We start from the raw sequence: 25,999 nt of genomic DNA on the forward strand, positions 1-25,999 counted from the left end.
GGGAGGTACAATTATTTTAGTAATGCGCGAAAATCAAAGACTTATCTTTCAAATGATTCAGTGAATAGAGCGTGTAAAGAAGTTCCTAGCTCTCAACAACAATTGTTTGTGAGCTAGTCCAGCTGCACACTGTACACAAGCTTGTTTCCTCAAACATGTTGTTATCCTCTTCAACCTCTAGTGCCATCAAATCCTGTACAGATAAAATTTCCTTGTTTTCCATGATATATTACCTCCCATTTGTCTCCCCCTCTTATAAACCAAATTCTACATAAAATTTGATATTCCTTCTTTTTAATTGAATTATTTTACATAAATTATTTATCAAACCCATTTATTTCGCCTGATCATGTCAAATTACTTGTTTCCTCGGACAAAAAAGAGGCGCAATATGACATCAGAATTCAGACTACATCGAGGTCGTTTGTTGCCGGGTACGCTTGCTCCGTTCTTCACGGAAAGGTCGGACAAATAGGCTTGCCATGCCCATACAAATAACAAATGTTCCAATCCCCATGTATACCCATGAAGGGTTGTACGTTTCAATGAACCACCCTCCCAGCAACAACCCAAGTGGATTACTAATGCCACTCATCAAGACACCCATACTGTTCATGACACGTCCTCTCTTTTCTTCCGGGGTGGATAAAAGAATGGAAGTAACCAAGGGTACATTCACAAGAGCAAGTCCCATCATCAACAAAAATGAACATGCAATCGCGATATACAGGTTAGGAAACATCGGCATGAGCAGCAAACTTGTGCCGGAAATGAGATAACTGATCAAAAACCAGTGAGCGAGCGAGAGTCGTTTGGCATATTTACCACTGAGCAGAGAGCCTGCAATACTGCCAGCGGCAAAGGCTGACTGAAGCAGACCGTAGCCTTGTGGTCCGGCTTGCAGCACCATATTGGCAAAAATCGGCGTGAAGATGTGCAGTGGCGCACCCGCAAAATTGATAATAGCTCCAAAGATAATGCAGCAGGCCAAAATTTTACGGGAAAACAGGAATGTAATTCCCTGCATGCTATCTTTAACAAAACCGGTGACTCCTTTTTGTTTCACTACTTTGGTTACAGGGATGCGGATAAAGAAAATGGATATGGCGGATAGCAGAAATGTAACGGCATAGATGAACAGGATGGACTGAACGGAGATGAGAGCGATCAATATTCCCCCCAAGGCGTATCCAAGCAATTCAATCGTTTTGGAGGAAGAGTTCAGTAGTGCATTGGCTGGAGCTAATTGTTTTGTAGGTTCTGGCAAAATAGCGGGGATGACTGTCTGGGTTGCCGGATTGAACAAAAAACCAAGGATTGCAATGAGCAGATTGGCTGCGTAAATATGCCACGGAAGCATGGATCCTGTCATGAACAAAAGCGCCAATATGCAAGCTACGCCTGCACGCAATATATCTGTCCAGATCAAAAGCTGCTTTTTCGGCAGGCGATCACTGATCGTAGCCAGGGGTATGCCCAAAAAAGCATAGATCAAGTACGGCAGCATCGGAATCAGCGCAGCAGCAAGTGCCGACTCTGTTAATTGGAGGATATACCACATCGTCGCCATAGAAAATAAAATTTGCCCTGCGCCAGAAACCAATCTACCAACAAGAAGCACAACAAAAGAAGGAAGGCGCAAAACCGCTCGATAGCTGTCGCCGCGAATTTCATTTTTCATCTTTTTCACGCACCTCTCCCTCGTCCGTAACAGATTCATCATCACTAATACGATGCAGACGCGTAACCAAACCTGAATCTCGAATGGTCTGTTGTATCTTGGCTTTTACCCGTTCCAGTTCAGCCGTATACTCGCGTATCTCGTTCAATAAGGTCTGATGGGTTCGGATGCCTTCCCTAATCAACATTGCAGTCGCATCAGAACGGTTTTTGGCTAATTCAAGAAATACTAGCTGATCTATGATATCAATCTCTTCCTGACTTAATCGAACGGAAACAACTCCCTTGGCTCCCGAAAGGTTTTTGTTCGCCTGCTCCACAGATCGTTCCACCATCTGGTTAAACTGAGCTTTCTGGTCATTGTACATATTCATTTCCTCCATTCTTTACGATTGCACCCGTATATTGTAATTCGTAAATCGTAAATTGGTTTTAATTTACATTATACCTGTAAATAAATGGTTGTAAAGCAAAAAACCTTTGGATTTATCCAAAGGTTCGCCGAATATGTTATTTAACTAGTTCACTAGTCTCCCTGCCTCCACCACATACCCTCCGACTTTGGGCTGGTGTATTCAAATCCAAATTGAGCATAAAGTTGATCAGCCGGAACATCCGCCAGCAGACTGACCAAACCACGGGCAGGTACTGCTTTACGCAGATAATTCATAATCTCGCTCATGATCAGTTTTCCATACCCCATTCCCTGAACATCCGGGTGTACAGCAATATCGACGACCTGAAAGAAACAACCTCCATCTCCAATCACTCGTCCCATGCCTATCAGCATATCCTCTTCACGCAGACATACGGCAAACAGGCTATTCGGTAATCCAATCTCTGCCCCCTCCCTACTCATCGGGCTAAGGCCGGCAATCTGCCGCAAGGCAAGATACTCCACCGCTGCGGGTGGTGTGTGTTCAATATTCACATGATCCATGAATTGTGCCCCTTTCTGCTTGAATTCATCTACTTCCTGTGTAATAGTGAGAGAAAGCTTACGTGAAGCGTGTTTCATGATACGTGAAGTTGGTGCAAAGGAGGAACAAGTGTGTTTCAACGTTGGATTGAAGATCTAACATCTCGCTCAGGCGCTGTGGCTGTGCTGTTTGGAGTCATGGCTTTGCTTCTGGGGATATACATATGGTCTGCCACTGAAGTTCGCCGCAGCCACGAAAGGCGAATGCAAAGGATACGAGATACATTATACATAAGTACAGCCCTCTTGGGACAACTTACCATCCAGGAAAATCGGAATCATGAACGATCGGAACACGAACATAACGATCTGATAACAGCAATGTTAGCCTGCAAAGCTGCATCTTACCTATCCCCTCAGCTACAGGACCAGATCCGGGACTGTATTAAGGATCATGATCCTGCCAGAATCGGACTGATGCACAGAGCACTGGAACGGGAATGCACCGTATTATCGGATGAACTCAGCCGGGATACTCATGCAGATCATTGGGGCACAGCGGTCTGGATCATCCTTCGGCCCGTAGCCGAACCAGCCGCACTGGCGGCTACAGGGTTTCTGGTTACAGATCTGGTATTTCGTCAGCGGATGTTGGACGTGCCTGTGGACTCATGGGAAAGCATCTTGCCATGGATTCGCGCAATTTCCATAATGATCACCATAATATATGGTTACCTGCTCTGGGCCAGCCCACGCCGGGATCGGCCACGTACAGTAACCAAATTGCTCTCCTTGCTGATCGCGCTATGCTCCTTGCTCCATCTAATTGGACCTGTTGCTGCACCCTACGCCCTTGGATTACAGCTGATTATATTTACTTCGGGCTTCGGGTTGACTGGGACCCGCTCTCGAAGTGATCGCCCCTACGCAGGACATACGGATCTGGAACCTACGAAGCAAGTCTCTACGGAACTGGAAGGGAATACACGTCGTACATCTGGTACCAACACCGACGAATAACCTACGCATTCAGCCGCTTCCGTATGATTAAACTTAGATACCCACCTCGATGATACGAGACTCGGCCCTCCCTCGGCTGGATTTTCACAGATCAGGTCGTGTCTCCTTACTCGGCATGTTATACGATGATGGATGTCAGTGTCCCAAAATTATCGAGTTCCCGTCTGGCTGATCCTATTGAGTAGTCAGTCGATTTTCTAAGGAACTCAGGACGTCTTATATTACGTCTACAGCATCTTTCAAAATTGTAAAGAACCTCAGACACGTTATTTCCCAAAATCGCTTGACAAAAAAGCTCTAAAACGCCGTACATTTCGATATAACGTGTCTCAGATTCGTTAGCGCTCAGTGCCTGCTCATGCCCTGTTCCAAGCGCAACTGAGAGGACAACCTCATGTCCCTCCCGTACGAAGCGAAAATTTTCATTGGTAGAGGAAAATAGGAAAATCGCCTTTGCGACGTCCTGATCGCTAGATCGTATATGCAGCATGCTTCCCTACTCAGGACCTGTTCAGGGCGCCTCGGCTTTAAGTAGGTTTTGAAAGAACGCTCTAAATTTTTCAAGTCTTTACGCAAAAAGGGCTGAAACTACATTGTAGCTTCAGCCCTTTTCTATATTACTAATTTTGTCTTGCGAAGAATGATCGGAAGGTTATTCTGTCATCGAAGTGGCATGTGTGACATTCTTTAGTTCACTTTATATCATGCATAATTACTTCACTTATTTGGCTACAACATGTGCAATGACGCGGCCCTTTTCGTACGTGACAGTCACGTCATAACCATCTGCCGTTACACTGTCGAACTCACCTGTAATTCCATTAGCGGTGATTAATGTAATATCTTTGGAACCTTCAATCTTATAGTTGGACAAGTCGAGTTTGAGACTTCCTCCATCAATATAGAGTTTTCTGCCAACATTCAGTTGACTATTGTTGTCAGCCACTACCAATTCCAACGTACCGTTATCCATGGTAAAGTTTCTATTTAAGTTGAGTGCTCCGTCGACATCGACGACAACTGTTCCATTTTCTACATACAGATCACCTGTACCAAAAGCAGCTGCAGATTCAGCTACCAGCGTTCCTGCTTGCAGCAATGTTCCGCCAGTGTAGCTATTTTCCCCTGTCAATGTAAGGGTTCCTGTTCCCTTTTTCGTAAGCATTCCACTACCGGTGATATCATTTCTCCACCAATCTTGTGCATTGAAGCGCCCTTTGGAAGCGTCCATATCCACAGTTACATTGTTCAAGAATGCGCCGTAGCCATCCGCAGCCGTGACCAGATCAATTCTACCCCAGCCCTTGGATTCATCCAGTACAGGATATCCAGAGTCAATGGATGTTGTATACAATACTTGTCTGCGTTGCTCATCTGTTAAATACGGTTGACGTGTTTCTAACAGGGCTTCTGCTCCTTGCGGTACAACTGGAGCCAAACCTTTGGTTCCGGTTTGTGGTAGACCGTAAGTCATCTTTTCTCTATAGAAGGCTTTATTGGCATCGTGATCTTCCCATTTGTGTTCATCGTAAGCACTCTTGAACGTATAATCCTCTGTTACGGTGTGTGCATACTCATACAGACTCATATTTTTTTCCTTGGCTGCAGCTCCAAATACTTCTCCTGCATTCTCATAGCCCTTCTCTAACACTTCTCTGTTCTCAGCCTGATTAAGTGCATATGCGGCCATGGCTGTGGATTGTATTCTTCCTCCTATAACATCAAGCGGTGAGTGCATCCCCGCTACGACTCGATTCTCGCCCAACTGAGCTGCTCTCGTTAACAATTCAGTGAATCGTTCTGGTGTAGCGTATGCCAAAGGAAATACGGATAAGTAAGCTGCACTGGTATGTCCGCTCGGAAATCCGCCATCTTTTCCTCTTCCATCCTCAGCGATTCGTTTGACATAAGTTAACGCAGGAATAAGCTTAACGTTGGTTTCGTATTGCTGGTAATGTTTTTCTCCTGTTGATTTGGTGCCGCCTGAAGCCAAAGGTACTTCTTTTTTCTCACCTTCGCCCAAGGTTTCCCATACAGGCAGTCCTTTGCTGTCAACAACTTCTTTCACTTCTCCATTGGAATTCATTCTCCACGGTCTAGGGGAAGAGTAGAAATATTTAGAGGGATTAGATGAGGCAGGGATTTTGAATCGAACCAGATCAACTAAATGGACCAAGTCTGAAAGTTCCGTCTTTGCTTCCCAATCTCCAATGCCTTGGCTTTCATCTTCCACTGTTTCTTCGGTCAATACCACATTCATCTCGTCCACCGTTCGTTCAACGTTTGTCTTTGGCTTGATGATATCTACATACGTGTTAGCCAACGGACCAAAGCCCTCCATCACGCTATAGATCTTATCTCTTTGGTCATCATAATAGGCTGCCAATGTCTCTTCACCTGTGCGATTTTGCGTGACCTTTTCTACATATTTGATATTGGCTTCCCAAGTTGCTTTGTTTCGGATCTCTTCATTTGCATATGTTTTCTGATCAGCAACAGCTACGGTTGGATCGTTTTTAAAGCCGTCATAATATGGGGATGGTCCATCTCCATACTTTGCATTCTTTCCGTCAGCTCCAATTTTGGTTGCCGCTGTTCCATCTCGCCAATCCGCTTGGTTCATGGACCATACTTGATCAAAACCGTCCAAAATATCAATAAACGGATTGGTTTCCGCAATATTTTTCAAGGTGTCGTCTCCGGCATTGGCTCCGTGCTTCACGGCGGATAACCGAGCTTCATCTGCTGGGGGATTAACATTCAGTACGCTTGCCGTTCCTTTTGGCTTAGCTGGTTTGGCAGCTGTAGTAGCATCTGTTTCCACAGCCTTAACGAGCGCAGACACCGCTTCGGCACGAGTAATGGAATTAAGCGGTTTGAAGGTTCCATCTGCATAACCAGAGATAATTTTCGCTGCTGCCGCTCCACCTACAGCTCCCTTGCTCCACGCCGCTATAGACGATGAATCGCTAAATACATTCGCTGCTGTTTCATTTAACTCCAGATTCAAAATGCCAGCGATCACTTTAGCTGCTTCTTGACGGGTGATCGGATCTTGCGGCTTCATTGTGCCATCGGTGTATCCATCTATATATCCATTCGCATTTGCAATAGAAATTGCTTCGTAATACCATGCACTCTCAGACACATCGTTAAAGGTAATTTTAGCTTGTCCGGAATATCCAAAAGCACCGTTTACCAAATTCATAAATTCTGCTCTGGTAATATACGTATTCGGTTTAAATGAATGATCCAGGTAACCTCGAATTAATCCTTCATCACCCCATGCTTGAATATTTGCTTCCGCCCAGTGTCCCTTAATATCAGAGAACTGAATCTTCTGATCGGCTGCAAAACTCTTCTCTGCAAATGTCGGACCTACCATAGACAACATTAGAAGTAATGTCAGTGACTTTTTAAGTGGTTTTCTCATGGCTTGCAAATACACGCTCCCATTATGGTAAATTATTTTTTGCTTCTGCATCTGCAAATGAGTAAGAAAGACTCTATACAGATGTCTGATCTGCCGTTACTGTAGCATTAGGGAGCGTTTCGCATCTATAGAACAAATTCCGTTTTATATCAAAATCGTACGTTCCGGAGCTTATATGCCAAGCTAAATGGAGTTAGATACTACATTTATCAATTAAAATACCTACTTTTGTAAACGCTTTATTAACTGAAAGTAAATTATGGAGTGGGAGTTTGTTAAATTTCGATCAACATGATTTCTAGTCCTCGGCCTGCTATATAATGATGAAGTTGTTTAGAAACGAGAAATGAAGGGGGAAAAAGAATGCGTAAGCCATTTCAATCTGTGAGATCCAAGATGGTTCTTTCCTACCTTGCTGTCGTTCTTGTCATTGCACTTCTTTTCGGCTCCATTCTATACCTCTTCTTCTCCCATCAATACAGCAAAGAGATTCGAATCAATAATCAACTGTCGCTGAAAAGCACTGTCAATTATATTGAGAGCTCCGTGATCCAGAAGGTGAATCAGGTCTATCTGTCCCTGGCACTCGGTAACGCAGCAAGTATCGACCTAGATAGCTTAAAAGGAAACCATAGCAAAATCCTGGACATCGAACAGTCCCTCAAAAATATGGTGCAAAATTATTCCGATCTCATTGAAGCTATTCATGTGTACGATACAAAGAACCACTTCATCGTCTCATCTGTATATGGGCTGATGCTCTATGAGGACACGCCTTCGAGTGTGGATCATACGACGGATTGGATTGCTGCGATGAAAGAGACTCCAGAAAGCTCCTTATGGATGAAGACTCGCATGGTGCCTCAGGATGCTTATATCGAATCACGGGAACAGGGCAATATGAGCCCTCTAATTTCCTATGTCCATAGTTACCCGTTTCAATCGTCTGGACAAGACAGTAAGGCCATGATTGCGATTGATATCAAAGAATCAGCGATCAGTCAGATCATTAAAAATATGCTCCCTGCTGACTATGCTAATACATTAATCATCGATCAGGATGGAACCGTCATTTCTGCCGCGGACAAAACGTTGCTAGGCACCTCCACGGAGGAGAATCTAACGCAGTCGCTCCTTTCCTATCATTCTTCAGATGAAAGTTTCACGCCTGTATTTAACTATGACTCTCATGTCGTTACCCAAGATCAATTTAAAGGAAATGCATGGCGGATTTACACAACCACACCTAATGAAAGCTTCTATTATAAACTGGATAGCTTGAAGGAGATTTCGGTTCTTCTCGGTTTATTGGCTGTTGCGGTTGGAATAGCGATGTCGTCCATCTTTACCAGGGCCAACTATAGTCCTCTTAAACGAATCATGAATAACATCAAGAGCCGGATGGATAGCCCAACCAGCTTAAAGCAGGACGAATATCGGTTCATCGATACAACGTTTAACAGTCTGTCCAATAAAGTTGATAGTCTTGAAGAAACCTTACAGGCCAATCACAGAATGATTAAGCATAGTATTATGCTCAATATGTTAAATAATCGATTTACACCCGAGGAACTTACGGAACAGCTCCAATCTGTTCACATTTCAATGGCCTACTCTCGCTTCCGTTGCATCGTCATTGACCCTGTCAATGAGAAGTGGAAGGATCTGCAGCCACGACAGTTGCAGCATACGTTGTATACGATGATCCAGCAACTGGAGATCGCAGAAATGGATGGAACTCAACTGCTGGCAGAGGAATTGCAGGATCACAAAATAGCAGTAATTATCTGTACCAACCAACCCGAAGAACCGCTCTCTGATCACATTGTAGACTTTATTCACGCTGAGGCGAGCAGCAGATTTGGTCTGGAATTTGTACTATCGTTAGGCGGATGGGTAGAACACTTCACAAAGATTCACACAAGCTATCATCAGGCGAATACCCTGATTCGATACAGCTACTTCTTCCCCGAGCAGTCTGCCATTCAGGATCTTGATCTTCTGAACAGGGAAGCCAGCAGTTTGGAAATTCCGGAGTCATACCTCGTAAACTTTGAAAAGAAATTGCAGATTAGGGATGTGCAAGGTACGGTTCAGGCCATTCAGGAATTGGTCGCGACAATAAAGGAAGGCCCCTATTCCGCCGAATACAGTCGGATCATCTTATTAAAAACGGTATCTATTTACGCTGAGTGTATTAATCAGGTGCGCCTGCAACCCGCCGAGGCGAGTTCATTGAATTTGTACAAGCAATTTTCATTGTTCTATAATATCAACCGCTATTCGGAATGGATGATCCATCTCGTGACCGAATTTGTGATGCATATGGAGAAGCGAAGCGAGGTACGGAGTGTGGATACCATCTCGGCGGTCAAAGCCTATATTCACGAGCACTTATCGGGCGATCTCACGCTGGATCATGTCTCAGAACAAGTATTCATCAGCCCTAAATATCTCAGTAAACTTTTCAAGGAAGAAACCGGGATTGTCTATTCGGAATATGTTACGAACCAGAGGATGGAACGTGCACGAGAACTCATGACACAACGCGAAATTACAGTTGAGCAGGTCGCGAATACGGTCGGTTACCGTACCCCTGCTTATTTCATTAAGAAGTTCAAAGAAATTCACGGCTGTACACCGAAAAACTTCATGCGCAGTCTAATGGAACAGGGATCTATATAGGTTCAATTAAAGAATATTTACACGGACACTCTGATGACAGAACAACCTTCCGATCGCTGTTATTGTGTAAATGTTAAATTGAACCTATATAGAATTTAAAATTAGTAAAGGAGCTGCTATGAACCTTAACCTTTCAAGAAAGCTATGTCTATTGATTGCTACATCTATTCTTATAGGATTGATGAGCGGTTGTACCTTTCTAAACAGGGAAGGATCACAAGTGCAACAGCAGGACCATCTAGCAAGCGCTGAGAAGGAGACAGCACCGCAGTATACGATATCCTGGACCATGCATCAAAATATCCCTGTTCCTGAAGACGCGGAGATGATTACATATATTGAGGATCGGTTTGATGTCGATCTGGAGGTGTGGAATCTTGAAAACAAGCGGTACGAGGAACTGCTTGATCTGGAGCTTGCTCAAGGGAAAATACCCGATTTATTCCGAATCAGACAACCGCAGGATCTGCTTAAGTATCAAATGCAAGGGGTCTTAGCGAAAATCTCCCCGGAAGTCCTTGAACAATATGCGCCAAATATCGTACAGCGAATTCGTGATTATGATTCACGTTACCTAGAGTATGGAAAAATAAACGGCTCCTTATATGGAATTCCGGCCATTAATCAGACCAACATCTATCGAACCCCTGTTGTATACCGAGAGGACTGGCTTAAGCAGCTTGGTCTGGAGGTGCCGAAGACATTAGATGAATTTGAAACGGTTATGTATGCCTTTGCCAAAGATGATCCGGACGGAAATGGTAAACAAGATACGTATGGCCTATCCAGAGAGGGCTTAAATGTCGTGTTTGGCGCCTTTGGACAGTCCGTTTTCACCGAGCAACTGTATTTTAATGAAAAAAACAACCAACTTGTGATCGGCGCTTTGGAGCCTGAGATGAAAAAAGCATTGGCTTATATGCAAAAGTGGTATCGGGACGGGATTATCGACCCCGAGTTTATAACCGGCGAAAATAAAGGCGGCTATAAACATCTATCCCATGCTTTTATTAATGGAAAAATTGGGATGACCTCGATGGGCAACTACTATCATTGGATTCAAGAGGGAGACTACAGTGTCCTTAATGAACATGGCCAAGAAACTCCAGTGGGAGCCTCGTTTAATGTTAATGAGCTGTTACAGAAGAACGCAACTGCAGAGGTTGTATTTGGTTCTCCTGTTATTGGTCCTGATGGACATAGCGGTTCAAAAGGCAACAATCTGCTGATGAATTTTATTGCTATAGGTGCTGAGGCTGCAAAGGAGCCGGGAAAACTGGAGAAAATTTTGGAGATACTCGATTATGTAAGTGCCAACCCCGATCCGGAGGAGCAGATCAAAATGGAGTATGGCCTCCCAGGAAAACACTGGAATTGGAGCGCTGAAGATTCAAACTCGTTCCATTTACTTTACCCATACAACAGAATGGAGAATTATATTAATATGATCGGCTCAAGTATCGGCATGACGGTTCCAGGTACACCCTCGGATAAACGTGAACAGTGGGCTGCATCTGCAGGGTTGACGGAGAATGGTATCTATAATCGCCTGGAGGTTGCAACCCCTGCCCTGATTCAATATTCATCTGAATTGATTCGCATGAGAGACAGAGCGTACATCTCCATCATCACTGGCGATCAGCCTGTGGGGTATTTCGATACCTTTGTGGAAGAATTCATGGATGCAGGTGGGCAACAGGTGCTGCTTGAAGCGAATCATTGGTATAAGGAGCATATGGAGACAAGTCGTGCACAATAGGTAGGAAGATCTGGAACATGCATTTCCCATGAGTTTCTGGAAAGTATACATTTGTGTTCCTATGCACCAATCCTCGATTCCTGACGCCACGTCACTCTCTATCCCTTCGCACTCGCATTTGATCCACGTAGTGAACGGGCTGAACTGCTTCGTGCCGTGCTTCCGGATTTGGAGGCGCTGCCTGAGGGCGTGTTTTCAAAACGCTTGCGTTCGGTCCGCTCCATCTGTACAATCTGACCTTCGTGTACCACGATGTGTAATGAACCAAACTCCATGTCATTCAGCTGTCCGGCAATTCGGTCCAACCATACCTCATCCACTTTTAACGGCTTAGCCATAGAGCCGCCTCCTCTTCTCGGGCTATTGCCCGCCATATTCCTAAGTACGCTGTCATCCAACGAATTTATAAATCATTCTTATCCAACCTATATACTTGGTTTATACATTAGCAGGGCTTCCAGTAGCTGTCAATCTGTATTTTCTTCTTCTCATAATCACTTTTCTGAAACGGCTTTGTGTCCAAGCCAGCTCTTGAGCAGCAACGTGGCAAGAGCCAGAATCAGGAGCAGGGAAGCTACGGCAAACGAAGCCGAGAATTGATATTCGTTATACAAAATCTCGACATGAAGTGGTAACGTATTGGTCTCCCCGCGGATATGCCCGGACACCACAGATACGGCTCCAAACTCGCCCATAGCACGGGCATTACACAGAATAATGCCGTACAGCAGCCCCCATTTGATGTTGGGCAAGGTTACACTCCAGAAGATTCGCCACCCGGAAGCACCTAGCGTAACCGCCGCTTCCTCTTCCCGGGTTCCCTGGTCCTCCATTAATGGAATCAACTCCCTCGCTACGAACGGGAAGGTAATAAACAACGTTGCAATCACAATGCCTGGCAGCGCAAAAATGATTTTGATGTCATGTTCGGACAGCCACGGCCCAAACCACCCATTCGAACCAAAGACCAATACAAAGATCAATCCGCCCACCACAGGCGAGATGGAAAAGGGAAGATCAATCAGGGTGATCATGAGTCCCTTGCCCTTGAACTGGAACTTGGTAATGACCCATGCAGCGGCCACACCAAATATCGTATTCAGCGGCACCGTAATCGCCGCAACCAATAACGTGAGTTTCAGTGCAGACATGGCATCCGGCTCGGTAAGAGCCGCGATGTACACACCCCAGCCCTGCTTCAACGCCTCCATGAGCACAATGGCCAGTGGCAAAATAAGCAGCCATATGAGTACCAGGCTTGCCAGTCCAATCAACAACCATTTGACCCATGGAGCTTCCGTTGTTGCACGGTTCGTTCCACGCCCGGTCTTTACGGGTGGAACAGGGCTTAGTGGGACAGAACCCGCCATATGCTGCACCTCCTTTGGTTTGGGTGAGTGACATCTGATTGTATCCATATTCCACCATGCTTCATCGTCATGCTCTGCCCGCCTTCCGGCTCCAACGCTGCAAGGAATTAATGATCAGCAGCAGGATGAAAGAAACAAGAAGCAGCAGCAAAGCTACAGCTGTAGCGCCTGCATAATCGAACTGCTCCAGCTTGGCCATGATCAGCAAGGGAGCAATCTCCGTTTTCATCGGCATATTACCTGAGATAAATACAACCGAGCCATATTCGCCAATGCCTCGGGCAAAAGCCAGAGCAAAACCCGTCAACAGCGGTGGAATCAGATCCGGCAGCAGAATCGTCCGGAATATCCGCCATCTTCCTGCCCCCAGTGTGGCAGCAGCCTCTTCCACCTCAGCCTCCAGCTCCTCCAACACCGGTTGCACCGTGCGAACTACGAACGGAATTCCGATAAACATCAGCGCCAGCGTAATCCCGGCCTGTGAATAGGCGAGCTTGATGCCCAATGGCTCTACAAACTGCCCAATCCAGCCATTGCCGGCATAGATCGCCGTAAGAGCAACCCCTGCTACCGCTGTCGGCAAGGCAAAAGGCAGATCAATGACCGCATCAAACAGCCTTTTACCCGGGAATTCATACCGAACAAGCACCCATGCCAGGAGTAACCCCAGCACGAGATCAATCAGCGCCGCTGCACCTGCGGTCAGGAAGCTGACCTGGAAGGAAGCCAGCACCCTGGGATTGGTCGCAACCTCAATCATGGTTGCCCACGTCAGCCCTGTGGAGTTAAACAACAGCGCAGCCAGTGGAATAAGTACAACCAGGCTCAGGTAGAACACACTGTAACCCATCGTTAATCCAAATCCCGGCAATGTGCGTCTCCGCGCCACCATCACCTTGTTCATGCACGTTCATCCTCTCTGCCTTCAGCCGGTAAGGCTGGTTGGCCGCTCACAGCGCGATTGATCAGGTGTTCATTGAACAGAGCAACCTTAGCTGCCTGGAACATAGATCTGGTCGAAGATCCCACCGTCATTGAAATGTTTGGCCTGAGTATCCCGCCATGTGCCAAATACATCTTTCAACGTGAACAGTTCAAGCGCCGGGAACTGATCCTTGAATTTTTCCTCCACGTTGTCCAGAGTTGGGCGGTAATAATTTTCAGCGGCAATCGTCTGTCCCTCTTCACTGTACAAATATTTCAGATAGGCATCCGCCACGTCGCGGCTTCCTTTTTTGTCTGCATTTTTGTCCACAATTGCAACCGGTGGTTCAGCCAAGATGCTAACCGATGGCACGACAATGTCGAATTTGTCCGGACCCAACTCTTTTACCGATAGGAAAGCTTCATTTTCCCAGGCAAGCAACACATCACCGATGCCACGTTCAACAAACGTCGTCGTAGACCCGCGAGCACCCGAATCCAGCACAGGCGCATGTTTGAACAATTCTCCAACGAAAGCCTTAGCTTTCTCTTCATCATTGTTATTATGTTTAAGGGCATATCCCCATGCCGCCAGATAGTTCCAGCGCGCCCCGCCGGACGTTTTGGGATTCGGTGTGATGACTTGCGTATCCCCTTTGATCAGATCATCCCAGTCCTTGATGCCTTTTGGATTACCCTTACGTACAAGGAATACAATCGTAGAGGTATACGGAGCGCTGTTATGCTCGTATTTGTCCTGCCAGCCTTCGTTAATCAGACCTTTATCTTCAATCGCATCAATATCGTATCCCAATGCCAGCGTCACCACGTCTGCATCCAGTCCGTCAATAACAGAACGACTCTGTTTGCCCGATCCCCCATGGGACTGCTTGATGGTCACTTCCTGGCCTTTCTCTTTCAACCAATGCGCCGCAAACGCTTTGTTATATTGCTCATAGAGTTCCCGCGTTGGATCGTAGGAAACATTCAGCAGTTCGATGGCCTTGGCCCCTTCTGTACCGCCTTCCGCTCCCCCTGATGTTCCTGCTGCACTGGACCCGCCGCTATCCGATCCGCATGCTGCCAGTACCCCTGTTAACACCAGTGCCAGACCAACCAAAATACCCTTATGAATTCTCTTTTTCATTAAATAACACTCCCCCGATATAGATCTGCATGACTACCTCAGGCCGGCTGAACAGGATATAAACGCCCCGTAAAAAACAAGAAGACGGAGGAACCCCCGCGCACTTCTCCCCATAAAGTCATGCCGGCTTAAGGCCGTGCATGCTCCATCTGGAAAGGATGCGCTGCGGTGTTCCTCCGTCTATACGGTGAGAACGTTATTCTGTTCAGGTTGCATGGTTGCATCTGTCTGTAAAATGACCGTTTTCACAATGAAAACAGATTCATTTTTATTATTCCTACCTGTTTAGTAAGTTATATACGTATAATAAAGGCAGTCCATATACCTGTCAAACGTTTTTTCCGATTTTTACCGTATTTCTGGGCTATTGGCAAAAAAAAGAGGAACAACGAACCATTGTCCGTTGTTCCCTTCAGCGAATCCCATACTTCGCTGGCTATTGTAAACATAAACGGAATTGGACGGCCACACCTTGTCCATTCCTCATCTGCCCGCATACCGGATATTGGGTACCGGTGGTGTGCTCATGCCTTCTCCCAGATAAAAACCGGTGTGTGGCGGTTGGTTGTAGGCTACATTTTGCCAAGCGACGCCAAGACGGTACACCGGATCATGCATCAGCGTATAGATGCGTTTGTCCGTAACTGCTGTTGTGGTATAGATCCGCAGGGCTGAGCTGTCATTCGTCCGCCACACAACTTCCTCTCTCCAGTCCCCGAACAGATCGGCCTGCAGATTCGGCGTAGACTTGGTTCCATTATTGGAAGATACGCCGGAAGCGGTGAGCAGGTTCATCGTTGTGCTGTTGGCATAATTCCACTTGTCGATTCGGTTGCTGTCCAGCAGTTCGCGGAGCAGATCACCATCCCACCAGATGCCAAAATTCGTGGAGGACGGCAGGGTTGTCCCGAGTTTCTGCCCTTTGGCTGTATACAGACTGCCGTCTGCCCATACTTCAGCGCCTTTATATCTTGGATCAATATCTGCCGCCATACCGCGTCCAATATCCTTTGTTGTTTTGACTCCCCAGATTAACTGGCCTGTACCTGCATCCCGGAACTCCACTCCGGCATTGGATGGCGTCTCATGGACCTGAAATACCTCAAGTCCAGGGCGGTCCGGGTCGAGGTCACTCAAATGCATGGCATCGCCATGATGAAGTCCTGTTGTGTACAATCCTTTGCCGTTATCATCCACCGCCATGGCACCATAAACGATCTCGTCTTTCCCATCTCCGTCTACGTCCGCCACACTCAGATTATGATTGCCCTGCCCGGCATAACCTGAATTGCCGGAGGTATTGGAATCAAACGTCCATTGTTTGGTCAGCTGTCCATTCCGCCAGTTATAGGCCACAAGCACACTTCGCGTATAGTACCCACGCGCCATGACCAGACTCGGGCGCTCCCCATCCAGATAAGCAATGGCAGCAAGGAATCGGTCAACCCGATTGCCGTAGTTATCCCCCCAACTGGATACATTGCCACGCGCCGGTTCGTAGTTCACCGTGGAGAGCGCTTTGCCAGTCTGCCCATTGAAAACCGTCAGGAATTCGGGGCCAGATAATACATAACCGCTGGAATTGCGGTAATCCTTGCCTGCATCACCGATGACCACGCCAGTGCCATCCTTGGTGCCATCGGCTGTTTTCATCGCAACTTCGGCTTTGCCATCACCGTCGAGATCATACACCATGAACTGGGTGTAGTGAGCGCCGGCACGGATATTTTTGCCCAGACTAATTCGCCAGAGGCGTGTTCCGTTTAATTTGTAGGCATCGATAAACACTTCCCCGGTATAACCGCTCTGGGAGTTATCCTTGGAGTTGGAAGGGTCCCACTTCACGATCAATTCATACTCACCATCACCATCCAGGTCACCTGCACTGGCATCGTTGGCACTGTAGGTGTAGGCTACTCCATCAGGCGTTGTCCCACTAGCGGGTACACTGAGCGGTACAGACAGATAGTTATTGCCCCACACGCTCGCTGCCGCTGAAGCAGCCTGCTCCGTTCCACTGACGACAGCGCGAACCGTATATTTGGAACTGCTTGTCCCGCTTGCATCCTGAAGGTTGGTGCTGTTTGTTATGGGCGTAGCGTTCACCTTGGTTCCATCCCGATATACGTTAAACGATACATTCGATCCTTCCGTTCCCAGAAGCCGCCAACTGACAAACACACCTGTCCCGGTCTTCACAGCCACCACACCGCGATCCAGATATTCCATCTGCCTTGCTCCCGCTGCATGTGTTACCGCCGTGTTGCCAAGGCCAAGTGAAGTAACCAGTAACGCGGAACTCAGCAGGGATACTCCCGCTGTACGTAATGTGCGCTTCCACAATGATGAACGATTTCCCATAAACAATTGCCTCCCCAATTGTATTGGTAAGCCCGATGCCCTTGTAGCGCCATCTTTATATGTAAGCGCTTTAATATATTTATTTTAAATTAAACATATAATTCCATCTATAGGTCTAATTTAGTAATTGGATGGTGGTACATGAAAAAAGCCAAAGGATTTCTCCTTCGGTTAGCCGTTGCCCATTCTTCGAATTGCTTCAGTCGACGACTGGAATCGCAATCAACTGACTCACGGATATGGGACGATTCCCATGTTCGCATAAAAAGCCTAAAAAAGCTGTAAAACCATGTGTTTCTCCATGATTTCACAGCTTATAGACAACTTTTATACCACAGGAGCAATGCTTACCGGACGAGGCAGTTCCAGCTTGAACCCGTTATGTGTCAGACGTCCGTCTTCTTCACTGATCTGGAATCCTACGAGGTTATTGCTGTCCTGATTCGCCACGACCAGAATTCCGCCTGGCAAAATATTAAAGTTACGCGGTGTCTGCCCAATCGTGGACGTCCACTCTACAGCTTCCAACTCACCGCTCTCCTGATCAATATGATAGAGCACGATGCTGTCATCTCCCCGATTGGATGCATACAGGAAACGTCCACATGGAAATACACGGATGTCTGCAGCCGTACCCTCTCCTTTATGCCCTTCTGGAAGTGTGGAGATGTGCTGTACCGTAGTGAACTCCCCTCTGCGCTCATCGTACAGGAATGCCGTAACCGTGTTGTTCAATTCGTTGATCACATAAGCCCACTTCGAGTTAGGATGAAACACAAGATGCCTTGGACCTGCGCCTGGTGGCTGATCCATCTCACGATGGGTAACCAGACGTCCCTCTTCCAAGCGATACACAATGATCTGATCCAGACCGAGGTCACATACGACAGCATACTGCCCGGACGGATCGGGTTGAATGGAGTGTGCATGCGGCCCTTCCTGCCGTTCTTCGTTGATTCCACTTCCCGTGTGCTCCACCCATGCACTCATCTCACCAAGCGTCCCCTGATCGCCAACCGGGAATACATTGACACTGCCGCTGCTATAGTTGGATGAGAACACCCACTGACCATCCGTGGAGACAGACACATAACATGGAGAAGCCCCTCTGGTCTGTTTTCGATCCATCAGGTGCAGCTCACTCGTTGCCGCATCTCTCCGATAGACCAACACCTCTCCCTCGTCCGTCTCACTCGCCACATACAGACAGTTTCCATCCGGGGATAGCGCCAGATAAGACGGATTATCCACACCATCCATGTGATTGACGATTCGCATCTCTCCTGTATCCGCATTCAACGCACATAGGAATATTCCGGGTTCATCCGCTGACGCATACGTACCTGTGTAGAAAAGCGTTTCCTGTGTTGTGACTGGTTCCATAACTAAATCTCTCCCTTATCTTGTATATTCACTGTTCTGATTCTTCCCACTGGTATGTACTTACCCAATTCACGGGCAACTGCTTCACTTCCTGTAACGTGGCTTTCTAAATCGATAACAACCCCGGTGTGCGCCCTCATATCTGTCATTGACTCCCTTATCGCCTCTCACCATAATACAAAGTATGAGACCTAACAACAGACCACCCCTACAGCGTAAATCTGACGGATTTCGTATGCAAAAACTCATTGTGCTTCCGGACTCCCTGCTGCAAGAAACCGCAGCTTATCCGGTCACGTCCGGATTATATGTTACCGATATCGGTTACTTTCACGAAGCGGAGCATCATTACCGTGATCGTCCCGATGGTTGTGAATCACACATTCTGATGTACTGTGTCCAAGGCACAGGCTGGTATACGATGGATGGCAGCAAGACATATGATGTCAGCCCGGGAAACCTCGTTATATTACCTGCACATGTCCCTCATGTGTATGGTGCCAACGCAGCTGAACCATGGAGCATCTTCTGGATTCATCTGCGCGGGGAACACGCTTTATCCTACATAGAACCCTTGTTAACTCATCATATTACTACCATGCCACCGGCCAAGGCTCAAAAATGGCTTGAGCTGTTCCATGAATGTTACGGTGCACTTGAGACGGGTTACTCCATGCAGACGATGACGTATGCCTCCCAGATTATTGGTTATATGCTTGGCATGCTCGCTTATGGACCGGAGACGACAGGGACAGATGGTGGGATCGTGAGCAGCAAACGTGCGGCTGAACAATCCGTTCAATATATGCTGGAGCACCTGGAGAATGGAATCACCCTCAAGGAACTGGCGGCTCACGCACGGCTGTCTGTCCCTCATTACTCTCAGTTATTCAAGCAAGCTACGGGGCATTCGCCCATCGATTATTTCCTACGGCTTAAGATTCAGCATTCCTGCCGCTATCTGGATTTTACCGATTGGACCGTGAAGCAGATCAGTTCCGAGCTTGGATTCAAAGACCCGTACTACTTCTCCCGTCTGTTCAGCAAAATGATGGGACGTTCACCCACAGATTATCGAAATAAATCCAAAGGTTAAAGGCAGTGCCTTCACTTAGCCCTTTCTAAATGATTATGAATTCAGTTGGAAAATTGCAGCAACCTTTTGAACAGAAGGGTCGTCTATAGGGGCAAATAACTTTTATATAAAGGGATCATCCCTGGAAAAGTGAGGCGAACCTATCATGAAAAAAAATATACTTGCTACATTAACTGCAGGAGCTCTGCTCACGCTGTCTCTAAGTGCAGGCCCGATCAACGCTGCGCAGGCCCAATTCACGGATATTCAAGGTATCGCAGGAGCAGACAAAATCGAATCTCTCCATCAGGATGGATTCATCAAAGGCGTGAGCGACAGCTTGTTCAAACCCGAACTGGAGTTAAATACCGCTCAGGGCATTCAACTGATTGCGGATGGACTGAATCTGAATCTGGACACGATTCGTTTTATCAAACAGCCGCTGCCAAGTGACCACTTTTCTCATGTAAAAGATGGCGTTTGGTACAGTGATGCATTTATCCGCGCACAATATAATGGCATTCAGATGTCACAGGATATCGATCCGTCCAAACCGCTTACTCGTGAACAATTCACACTGTTCCTGATGCAAGGCATCGAGGCCAAAGGCGGTCTGCCGATGATTAATATCAAACCTGTGGACATTACCGACGAACAGGAACTTACGCCAGAGTATCAAGGTGCCATTCAGCGTTCACTCGTTCTCAAAATCAATGAACTGGATGCCGACGGAAATTTCAATCCCAAACAAACGATTACTCGTGCCGAAGCAGCAGTGATGATGTATAACGCAATCGAGTATATGGAATCGTTCCATGCACCACAAATCCCGGAAACACCTGAGAAGTAATATTTCCTAGGTGGATAGCTAAGAACTCACTTGAGTGGTGAATCCGCTCGATTGGAGTCACCGTGAGTGGACTTTTCCATAGAACCCCAATATGCCAAACAGCCGCACCTTCCCTCAACAGGAAAGTGCGGCTGTTTGTTTATACCTATATCACTGATGCAATCATCAGATTTAACTTTCTAACTTAGAAAGAACCTTTAACAACAACCTCAGACAACGGTAAACGTCCTGACGGGCGAGCTGGCTGTGCAGCTTTACCTACAGTAATCAACAACGTTGGCACAAATCGTGCAGGAATGTTGAATGTTTCCATCAGTTTTTGTGGATTATATCCACCGATTGGACATGTATCGTAACCCAGGGAGCGTGCAGCAAGCATAATATTTTGGGAAGCAAAGGATGCATTGCGGATCGCTTCATCGCGAGCGATTTGCGGGCTTTGGTAAGCACCGTTGATCTGTCCAACCAATGCGTCACGAACCTCAGCAGTCAGTGCGCCTGCTTCAACAGCTTGATCGTAGATTACGGTGTTACGGTTTGCTTCCAAATCTCCAAGAACAGCAATCGTAACCGAACTTTCCACGATCTGACTTTGACCGTAAGCAACTGGCAGCAATTTCGCTTTGTCTGCTTCAGATTCAATTACGAGGAATCTCCAGTGTTGCAGGTTCCATGAAGATGGTGCTTCCGCAGCTGCTGTCAGAATCGCATTGAGATCAGCTTCAGGCAATTCAAACCCTTTTTCGTACTTTTTGACAGCATGGCGTTCGCTAATAACACGAAGTGTTTCATTTTTTTCAATGCCTGACATGTGTTCCACTCCCCAGAATCTAGTTTGTTTATACTTCTTTACTTTCGCAAGGTGATCTTGAAGAATACTACTCTACCGAGGATTTGCCTTCCGAAAATAACATCAGCGCAGATAATCTCTCCCCATCTGTGTTCACGTTATGCCCGGAATCGCCTGAGAACATCAATGGATCTTTCACCGGAGCACACGCCAATGCCATAACTTGTCCACCATGCCTGACTAAACCAAGGCCATGTCATGAAGGACCATTCGTTGTGGACTCCGTCAGGACTTCTCCTTTGCAGGCAATCCATTCAGCGACAGGGTTATCGCTTCCCCATGACCTATGCGCTCTTTCACATCCTGAATGGATATACGGTCAAAATAAGCGCTGAGCGCCTCTTCGCCTCCGTTATATATGTTCCCCATCACATCCTGCATATTGGAAGATACCACGCACGATGAACCGGACTCCCCTGAGCACCAGTTGGGACCGAGTGAACCACCAGCTACCAGTCTGTACAATTCTCCCAGCTTGATCTCTTCACTTGGACGGCTAAGCAAGTACCCACCATGAGCACCTTCCTTGGTCGTCAGATAACCATGCTTGCGCAGAACACTAAGTACCTTACGGACTCTGGCCGGGTGTGTACCCACACTCTGGGACAAATCTTCACTATTGGCCATACACTCATCTCTCATCGACAGAAAAACAAGACAATGCACCGCTATGGTAAATTCGCTGTTCATAACTTACTCCTTCCCGGCTTACAACACCGATGAACTCCAACTCAAGGTAAGTATAACTGTCATGGTAATAATAACAGTTGAGTTTGTCAACATTTTAATTTATCCGCTACGCAATGAAATAATTGATCAATAGGCCTTACTGCTTAAATAACTACAATTCAAGGGCAGCAGACATATTCATTTTTTCGGACAAAAAAGTCGGCACATAGGCCGACTTAATCTCAATCTCTTATAAAGATTATTATTAAAATTCAAGACTTAACTCATTAATTCTAAAGTTAACCAAATGCTTTGACATAAGTAGTTTTTGAGTCTATCAATCCTGTATAATTAGAGTTTTTATAAAAATAGAATTCATTTCTAATCATATGAGTAGTAGGATGTAAATATTGAACTTGTTTAATATAAACTTCCTCTTGGTTTGATTGTCTAAAGAATTCTACAAGTCCGACTAACGTAGATACTCCTGACAAACCAGGGATTCGTGACATTACGGCAAAAACTACAGCAGCCGTAGCTCCTTGGTCTACACTTTGTTTACGATAAACTGTAGTGACATACTGATAGTTATCTGACGAAGCAGCTGCAGCTAATACAGAACTTGCCCCGATAGGATTGATATTTTCCTTAGTAGAACTTGCATGTGCAAATGAAGGTAATACAAGTGGCGCCACAACTAATACAGACATCGCAGATAACAAAATTTTCTTCATAAATAATACACTCCCATTTATCTCTTTTTTTAGTGAAAATATTAATTAATAATCTAATAATACTATTAATTTATTCAATTGTAAAGATATAGGAGGTTAATTTCAAAAAAAAGCATCTTAAGTCCTTATTCCATCTATAAATATTAAAGAATTTTTATTCTGACAAACAAAATAAATCTCAACAATTAAATGGGGTTAATATCGTATGATAGATTGTGAAACCAAGTGCGACAATTCTTCAGTGAAAGATTCGTTGCAGTCTTTCAACCCAAGCATTTTCGTGGTCTGTGATTAATTAAATCGAGTGAGAGAGCTACATCTCCACTTGAGCGAGATCCGTACCTTTAGGGAAAACTCTCGAAGCAACCCGTTCGCATTCTCGTTGGAACCTCGTTTCCAGAATGAATATGGATCACCAAAGTAAATGTTCGGACCATCGGCCGTTTCCAGATGGGCATAGTAAGCAAACTCTTTGCCTCGATCCGCAGTTTGAAAGAGACTACTGGCGGACCTTCGGTACAGAAACGTGGAGTGATCTGTTCCGGAGACCACGTTGCTTCCAGTTTTCTCTCCAGTTAAGCAGCCAAGCTGTCTGACCATCTACCTGGAGAGACAGAGGCTTTAACGACGCTCCTCATAAGCGTTCTGAGCGTGTTCTGCCTGATAGAGATGTGAAGAAATATCACGACCTATTTCACGGCAAATCGCGGACGAATGCCTTCCCAACTCTTTAATTGACTCTTGAGCTTTTACTTTGTTCTGTGGAGGATTTCTAGCTTGCTGCGTTCGATATGCTAAGATGTGAATAACTCATGGTCTGATTCTCCTTGTGTGAATGTCGGTGTGGTAACTTTCAGCTACACAAATCAGGCTATGAGACATATTTTATTTACAGTAGGTGTCGCACTTCATATTACAATCCGTCTTAGATATTGCTAAATGAGCAAGTTAGGACAGAAAAATATTTTTCTCTTGATAAAAGCAAAAAAGTGCATATTTAACCTGATATAAAAAATAAAAAAAAGTGAGCCTTCCGCTACGCGAAGGGCTCCAATAAGATAGACATATGAAAGGGCTTACGTGATTATTATAATCGGTAATCCCTAATTTGAAAACGCTTTTTTTGTAAAGTGCATCATTATTTTAAATTTTTTTTATTTAAATAAAATGAACAACAGGTATTGCTAAAACTAATCCCATTAGTTATTATACTAATACCATTAGTTTTAAGGAGGTTTTAACGATGCGTATTACCCGAGAATTTGATGTCGTTCAAGTTACGTTTTTCCCAAGACTATTCCCTGTGAACGTATACCTGGTTGAAGAGGAAGATGGTTTAACCCTGATTGATGCCGGAATACCATTCAGTCTTAAGGGGATTTTGGCAACTGCCCAGTCCCTTGGGAAGCCCATTACCAAGATCATTCTGACTCACGCTCATAGCGACCATATTGGTGCGTTGGATCGTCTCAAAGAGGCACTGCCTCAAGCCGAGGTCTTCATCTCCAGACGGGATGCCCGGCTATTGGCGGGTGATACTTCCCTTCTTCCCGGTGAGCCTCAAACCCCGGTACGCGGCGGGGTGCCTAAGCCCAAAGCGGTACACACCCAGCCAAACCACTTGCTGGATGACGGTGATCAGATTGGTTCACTGGTCGCCATTGCCTCACCAGGCCATACGCCGGGGCATATGTCCTTCATGGATACGCGCAGCCGCGTGCTCATCGCTGGCGACGCGTACCAGCTGCAAGGCGGCCTTGCCGTATCCGGCCGCGTGCGCCCGCTCTTCCCGTTCCCCGCGCTGGCGACGTGGAACCGCGAAGCCGCTCTGGCCAGCGCGAAGCGCCTGGCGGAGCTGGAACCGTCCGTGCTGGCTGTAGGCCACGGACGGATGCTGCGCCAGCCCGCGGTCGCCATGCGTGCGGCAACCGCTGATGCTCAGCAGCGGTTTGATCTTGCCGGGGGGCAACTATGAGCCCCCGGCAAGGGCTGGATCGCGGCGCTCTGCTCAGCGCCGCGGCCCAGCTTGCAGACAGCGACGGCTTTCAGGCGCTGACACTGGCCGCGTTGGCACAGCGGCTGGATGTGCGCTCCCCGTCGCTCTACAACCACATCAGCGGACTTCCCGGGCTTCGCCAGGAAATGGCGCTGATGTCCGTACAACAGCTCAGCCGCGCATTAACCGCGGCTATCGCTGACCGCGCTGGCGATGATGCCATTCAGGCCATCGCTGCGGCATACATTGGCTTCGTCCGCGAGCACCCCGGGCTGTACGAAGCCTCATTTCATGCCCCGGACCGCGAGGAGCCACAGCTCGCCGCGGCCAGCACAGCTACGCTGGAGTTGCTGCTGCACAGCTTGCAGCCCTACCCGCTCACCGAAGCGGAAGCATTGCACGCCGTTCGTGGTTTGCGCAGCCTCTGCCATGGATTTGCCTCCATTGAGGCACAGGGCGGCTTCGGCATGAACTTTGATCCGAACGAAAGTCTGCGTCTGACCGTATCCGCCTTCCTGCACGGACTCCGGCATCTTCACCAAGCCTAGATAAGGCACGCATTACATCATGAAAAAGGACTGCAGAGGATCTGCAGTCCTTTTTGCCTTGCCGTGTACTGGTACATCCCATAGATTTGACAGTAATAATGTTATAGTTGCGCCAATGACTTTTAACACTTTAACACCCACTTTGAATTCATCTTTCATCGTATTGTGTTCTTACAATTTCTTTTAATACAGAAGAAAAAAGGGCGCCTCGGTTGCGTGATGCCATGATCGGTGCCCTCTGTCCGAAATCTAACGAACCGAGGACACGCTATAACGGCAATTAGAGCGAATAACAACAACTAACGAACTCCACACGTCCTATTTCGCAGAAAACTGGCTGCGGGATAGGAATAATGAGTATATTCCGTCATTTAACGTGTCTGTGATTCGTTACATTTACCAACGTACCCAATTAGGCCAAATAAGATGTGCTGAGTTCGTTAGAATGTGCTACGTACGGTGCTTCAGATCACGATGCCATAGCGGCACACGTCCAGACACACATTGTGTTATGGTCTCTAAATACGGAGCGATCATGCTCCAAATTGTATTGATCATGCGGATGCGGGTACATGACTAGACAAGGATCTTACCTT

22 protein-coding genes and 1 pseudogene are annotated in these 25,999 nt (G+C 46.6%); 7 read left to right on the forward strand and 16 right to left on the reverse strand.

All coding sequences use genetic code 11. From position 1 onward, the window contains the following. Window positions 1-85: 85 nt before the first annotated feature. From QF041_RS17975 to QF041_RS17990, 4 genes are all read right to left on the reverse strand, one after another. Entirely contained in the window at window positions 86-223 is a 138-nt protein-coding gene (locus QF041_RS17975; protein ID WP_161799395.1) for a hypothetical protein, read from the reverse strand. A 186-nt stretch (window positions 224-409) separates the two neighbouring features. Next, on the reverse strand, window positions 410-1,681 hold the full coding sequence (locus QF041_RS17980; protein ID WP_307416996.1) for an MFS transporter: 1,272 nt from the start codon (window positions 1,679-1,681) through the stop codon (window positions 410-412). Further along, window positions 1,671-2,048, reverse strand: coding sequence for a ribbon-helix-helix domain-containing protein (locus tag QF041_RS17985; protein WP_307415190.1), 378 nt, complete (start codon window positions 2,046-2,048; stop codon window positions 1,671-1,673). The genes QF041_RS17980 and QF041_RS17985 overlap by 11 nt, the downstream gene beginning before the upstream one ends. 158 nt (window positions 2,049-2,206) lie before the next feature. Further along, window positions 2,207-2,620 carry a GNAT family N-acetyltransferase gene (locus QF041_RS17990; protein ID WP_307415191.1) on the reverse strand — a complete coding sequence of 138 codons (414 nt, stop codon included), beginning with the start codon at window positions 2,618-2,620 and terminating at the stop codon, window positions 2,207-2,209. Between the two features lie 111 nt (window positions 2,621-2,731). Here QF041_RS17990 and QF041_RS17995 point away from each other — a divergent pair, with 111 nt between their 5' ends. Beyond that, complete coding sequence (locus QF041_RS17995; protein WP_307415192.1) at window positions 2,732-3,619, forward strand: hypothetical protein; 888 nt, start codon at window positions 2,732-2,734, stop codon at window positions 3,617-3,619. Between the two features lie 721 nt (window positions 3,620-4,340). Here QF041_RS17995 and QF041_RS18000 read toward each other — a convergent pair. Beyond that, on the reverse strand, window positions 4,341-7,052 hold the full coding sequence (locus tag QF041_RS18000) for an S-layer homology domain-containing protein (protein WP_307416997.1): 2,712 nt from the start codon (window positions 7,050-7,052) through the stop codon (window positions 4,341-4,343). Between the two features lie 363 nt (window positions 7,053-7,415). Between QF041_RS18000 and QF041_RS18005 the strand changes: the two genes are divergently transcribed. Further along, window positions 7,416-9,737: a helix-turn-helix domain-containing protein gene (locus QF041_RS18005; protein WP_307415193.1), complete on the forward strand. Its 2,322-nt coding sequence runs from the start codon at window positions 7,416-7,418 to the stop codon at window positions 9,735-9,737. A gap of 118 nt (window positions 9,738-9,855) precedes the next feature. Continuing rightward, window positions 9,856-11,496, forward strand: a complete 1,641-nt coding sequence (locus QF041_RS18010) for an extracellular solute-binding protein (protein WP_307415194.1) — start codon at window positions 9,856-9,858, stop codon at window positions 11,494-11,496. A gap of 98 nt (window positions 11,497-11,594) precedes the next feature. On the opposite strand, the gene QF041_RS18015 is transcribed toward QF041_RS18010, so the two are convergent. The 6 genes from QF041_RS18015 to QF041_RS18040 form a co-directional block, all read right to left on the reverse strand. Further along, on the reverse strand, window positions 11,595-11,834 hold the full coding sequence (locus QF041_RS18015; RefSeq protein ID WP_036607453.1) for a YezD family protein: 240 nt from the start codon (window positions 11,832-11,834) through the stop codon (window positions 11,595-11,597). Window positions 11,835-11,990: 156 nt separating this feature from the next. Then, the gene (gene cysW, locus QF041_RS18020; protein WP_076319499.1) at window positions 11,991-12,866 is read right to left on the reverse strand and encodes a sulfate ABC transporter permease subunit CysW; all 876 of its coding nucleotides are present in this window, start codon (window positions 12,864-12,866) and stop codon (window positions 11,991-11,993) included. A 67-nt stretch (window positions 12,867-12,933) separates the two neighbouring features. Continuing rightward, entirely contained in the window at window positions 12,934-13,770 is an 837-nt protein-coding gene (gene cysT / locus QF041_RS18025) for a sulfate ABC transporter permease subunit CysT (protein ID WP_307415195.1), read from the reverse strand. An 87-nt stretch (window positions 13,771-13,857) separates the two neighbouring features. Beyond that, a complete protein-coding gene (locus tag QF041_RS18030; protein ID WP_307415196.1) occupies window positions 13,858-14,937 on the reverse strand; it encodes a sulfate ABC transporter substrate-binding protein in 1,080 nt (359 codons plus the stop codon). Between the two features lie 483 nt (window positions 14,938-15,420). Next, complete coding sequence (locus tag QF041_RS18035; protein WP_373461348.1) at window positions 15,421-17,298, reverse strand: rhamnogalacturonan lyase; 1,878 nt, start codon at window positions 17,296-17,298, stop codon at window positions 15,421-15,423. A 327-nt stretch (window positions 17,299-17,625) separates the two neighbouring features. Continuing rightward, window positions 17,626-18,681: a lactonase family protein gene (locus tag QF041_RS18040; protein WP_307415197.1), complete on the reverse strand. Its 1,056-nt coding sequence runs from the start codon at window positions 18,679-18,681 to the stop codon at window positions 17,626-17,628. A 235-nt stretch (window positions 18,682-18,916) separates the two neighbouring features. Between QF041_RS18040 and QF041_RS18045 the strand changes: the two genes are divergently transcribed. Further along, on the forward strand, window positions 18,917-19,777 hold the full coding sequence (locus QF041_RS18045; protein WP_307415198.1) for an AraC family transcriptional regulator: 861 nt from the start codon (window positions 18,917-18,919) through the stop codon (window positions 19,775-19,777). A gap of 145 nt (window positions 19,778-19,922) precedes the next feature. Further along, window positions 19,923-20,606, forward strand: a complete 684-nt coding sequence (locus QF041_RS18050) for an S-layer homology domain-containing protein (protein ID WP_307415199.1) — start codon at window positions 19,923-19,925, stop codon at window positions 20,604-20,606. Window positions 20,607-20,790: 184 nt separating this feature from the next. Here the strand turns inward: QF041_RS18050 and QF041_RS18055 are convergent, their stop codons facing one another. The 5 genes and pseudogenes from QF041_RS18055 to QF041_RS18075 all read right to left on the reverse strand — a co-directional run. Then, window positions 20,791-21,417: a nitroreductase family protein gene (locus QF041_RS18055; protein ID WP_282319573.1), complete on the reverse strand. Its 627-nt coding sequence runs from the start codon at window positions 21,415-21,417 to the stop codon at window positions 20,791-20,793. A 67-nt stretch (window positions 21,418-21,484) separates the two neighbouring features. Then, entirely contained in the window at window positions 21,485-21,616 is a 132-nt protein-coding gene (locus tag QF041_RS18060) for a hypothetical protein (protein ID WP_307415200.1), read from the reverse strand. 65 nt (window positions 21,617-21,681) lie between these two features. After that, window positions 21,682-22,146 (reverse strand): RrF2 family transcriptional regulator, encoded by a 465-nt coding sequence (locus QF041_RS18065; RefSeq protein ID WP_091038227.1) that lies wholly within the window; start codon window positions 22,144-22,146, stop codon window positions 21,682-21,684. A gap of 278 nt (window positions 22,147-22,424) precedes the next feature. After that, window positions 22,425-22,859, reverse strand: coding sequence for a hypothetical protein (locus QF041_RS18070; RefSeq protein WP_307415201.1), 435 nt, complete (start codon window positions 22,857-22,859; stop codon window positions 22,425-22,427). Window positions 22,860-23,054: 195 nt separating this feature from the next. Then, window positions 23,055-23,348 (reverse strand): annotated as a pseudogene (locus tag QF041_RS18075) (IS30 family transposase); the annotation flags it as partial. Window positions 23,349-24,102: 754 nt separating this feature from the next. On the opposite strand from QF041_RS18075, the gene QF041_RS18080 reads away from it, so the two are divergent. Beyond that, window positions 24,103-24,834 carry an MBL fold metallo-hydrolase gene (locus QF041_RS18080; protein ID WP_307415202.1) on the forward strand — a complete coding sequence of 244 codons (732 nt, stop codon included), beginning with the start codon at window positions 24,103-24,105 and terminating at the stop codon, window positions 24,832-24,834. Continuing rightward, the gene (locus QF041_RS18085; protein WP_307415203.1) at window positions 24,831-25,403 is read left to right on the forward strand and encodes a TetR/AcrR family transcriptional regulator; all 573 of its coding nucleotides are present in this window, start codon (window positions 24,831-24,833) and stop codon (window positions 25,401-25,403) included. Before QF041_RS18080 ends, QF041_RS18085 begins: the two co-directional genes overlap by 4 nt. The last annotated feature ends 596 nt before the right edge of the window (window positions 25,404-25,999 follow it).

Source organism: Paenibacillus sp. W2I17 (assembly GCF_030815985.1).
GTDB lineage: Bacteria > Bacillota > Bacilli > Paenibacillales > Paenibacillaceae > Paenibacillus.

Coding starts and splice junctions, on each gene's coding strand:
- QF041_RS17975 (WP_161799395.1), bottom strand. CDS start 223: ATGGAAAACAAGGAAATTTTATCTGTACAGGATTTGATGGCACTAGAG.
- QF041_RS17980 (WP_307416996.1), bottom strand. CDS start 1,681: ATGAAAAATGAAATTCGCGGCGACAGCTATCGAGCGGTTTTGCGCCTT.
- QF041_RS17985 (WP_307415190.1), bottom strand. CDS start 2,048: ATGTACAATGACCAGAAAGCTCAGTTTAACCAGATGGTGGAACGATCT.
- QF041_RS17990 (WP_307415191.1), bottom strand. CDS start 2,620: ATGGATCATGTGAATATTGAACACACACCACCCGCAGCGGTGGAGTAT.
- QF041_RS18000 (WP_307416997.1), bottom strand. CDS start 7,052: ATGAGAAAACCACTTAAAAAGTCACTGACATTACTTCTAATGTTGTCT.
- QF041_RS18005 (WP_307415193.1), top strand. CDS start 7,416: ATGCGTAAGCCATTTCAATCTGTGAGATCCAAGATGGTTCTTTCCTAC.
- QF041_RS18010 (WP_307415194.1), top strand. CDS start 9,856: ATGAACCTTAACCTTTCAAGAAAGCTATGTCTATTGATTGCTACATCT.
- QF041_RS18015 (WP_036607453.1), bottom strand. CDS start 11,834: ATGGCTAAGCCGTTAAAAGTGGATGAGGTATGGTTGGACCGAATTGCC.
- cysW (WP_076319499.1), bottom strand. CDS start 12,866: ATGGCGGGTTCTGTCCCACTAAGCCCTGTTCCACCCGTAAAGACCGGG.
- cysT (WP_307415195.1), bottom strand. CDS start 13,770: ATGAACAAGGTGATGGTGGCGCGGAGACGCACATTGCCGGGATTTGGA.
- QF041_RS18030 (WP_307415196.1), bottom strand. CDS start 14,937: ATGAAAAAGAGAATTCATAAGGGTATTTTGGTTGGTCTGGCACTGGTG.
- QF041_RS18035 (WP_373461348.1), bottom strand. CDS start 17,298: ATGGGAAATCGTTCATCATTGTGGAAGCGCACATTACGTACAGCGGGA.
- QF041_RS18040 (WP_307415197.1), bottom strand. CDS start 18,681: ATGGAACCAGTCACAACACAGGAAACGCTTTTCTACACAGGTACGTAT.
- QF041_RS18045 (WP_307415198.1), top strand. CDS start 18,917: ATGCAAAAACTCATTGTGCTTCCGGACTCCCTGCTGCAAGAAACCGCA.
- QF041_RS18050 (WP_307415199.1), top strand. CDS start 19,923: ATGAAAAAAAATATACTTGCTACATTAACTGCAGGAGCTCTGCTCACG.
- QF041_RS18055 (WP_282319573.1), bottom strand. CDS start 21,417: ATGTCAGGCATTGAAAAAAATGAAACACTTCGTGTTATTAGCGAACGC.
- QF041_RS18060 (WP_307415200.1), bottom strand. CDS start 21,616: ATGGCATTGGCGTGTGCTCCGGTGAAAGATCCATTGATGTTCTCAGGC.
- QF041_RS18065 (WP_091038227.1), bottom strand. CDS start 22,146: ATGAACAGCGAATTTACCATAGCGGTGCATTGTCTTGTTTTTCTGTCG.
- QF041_RS18070 (WP_307415201.1), bottom strand. CDS start 22,859: ATGAAGAAAATTTTGTTATCTGCGATGTCTGTATTAGTTGTGGCGCCA.
- QF041_RS18080 (WP_307415202.1), top strand. CDS start 24,103: ATGCGTATTACCCGAGAATTTGATGTCGTTCAAGTTACGTTTTTCCCA.
- QF041_RS18085 (WP_307415203.1), top strand. CDS start 24,831: ATGAGCCCCCGGCAAGGGCTGGATCGCGGCGCTCTGCTCAGCGCCGCG.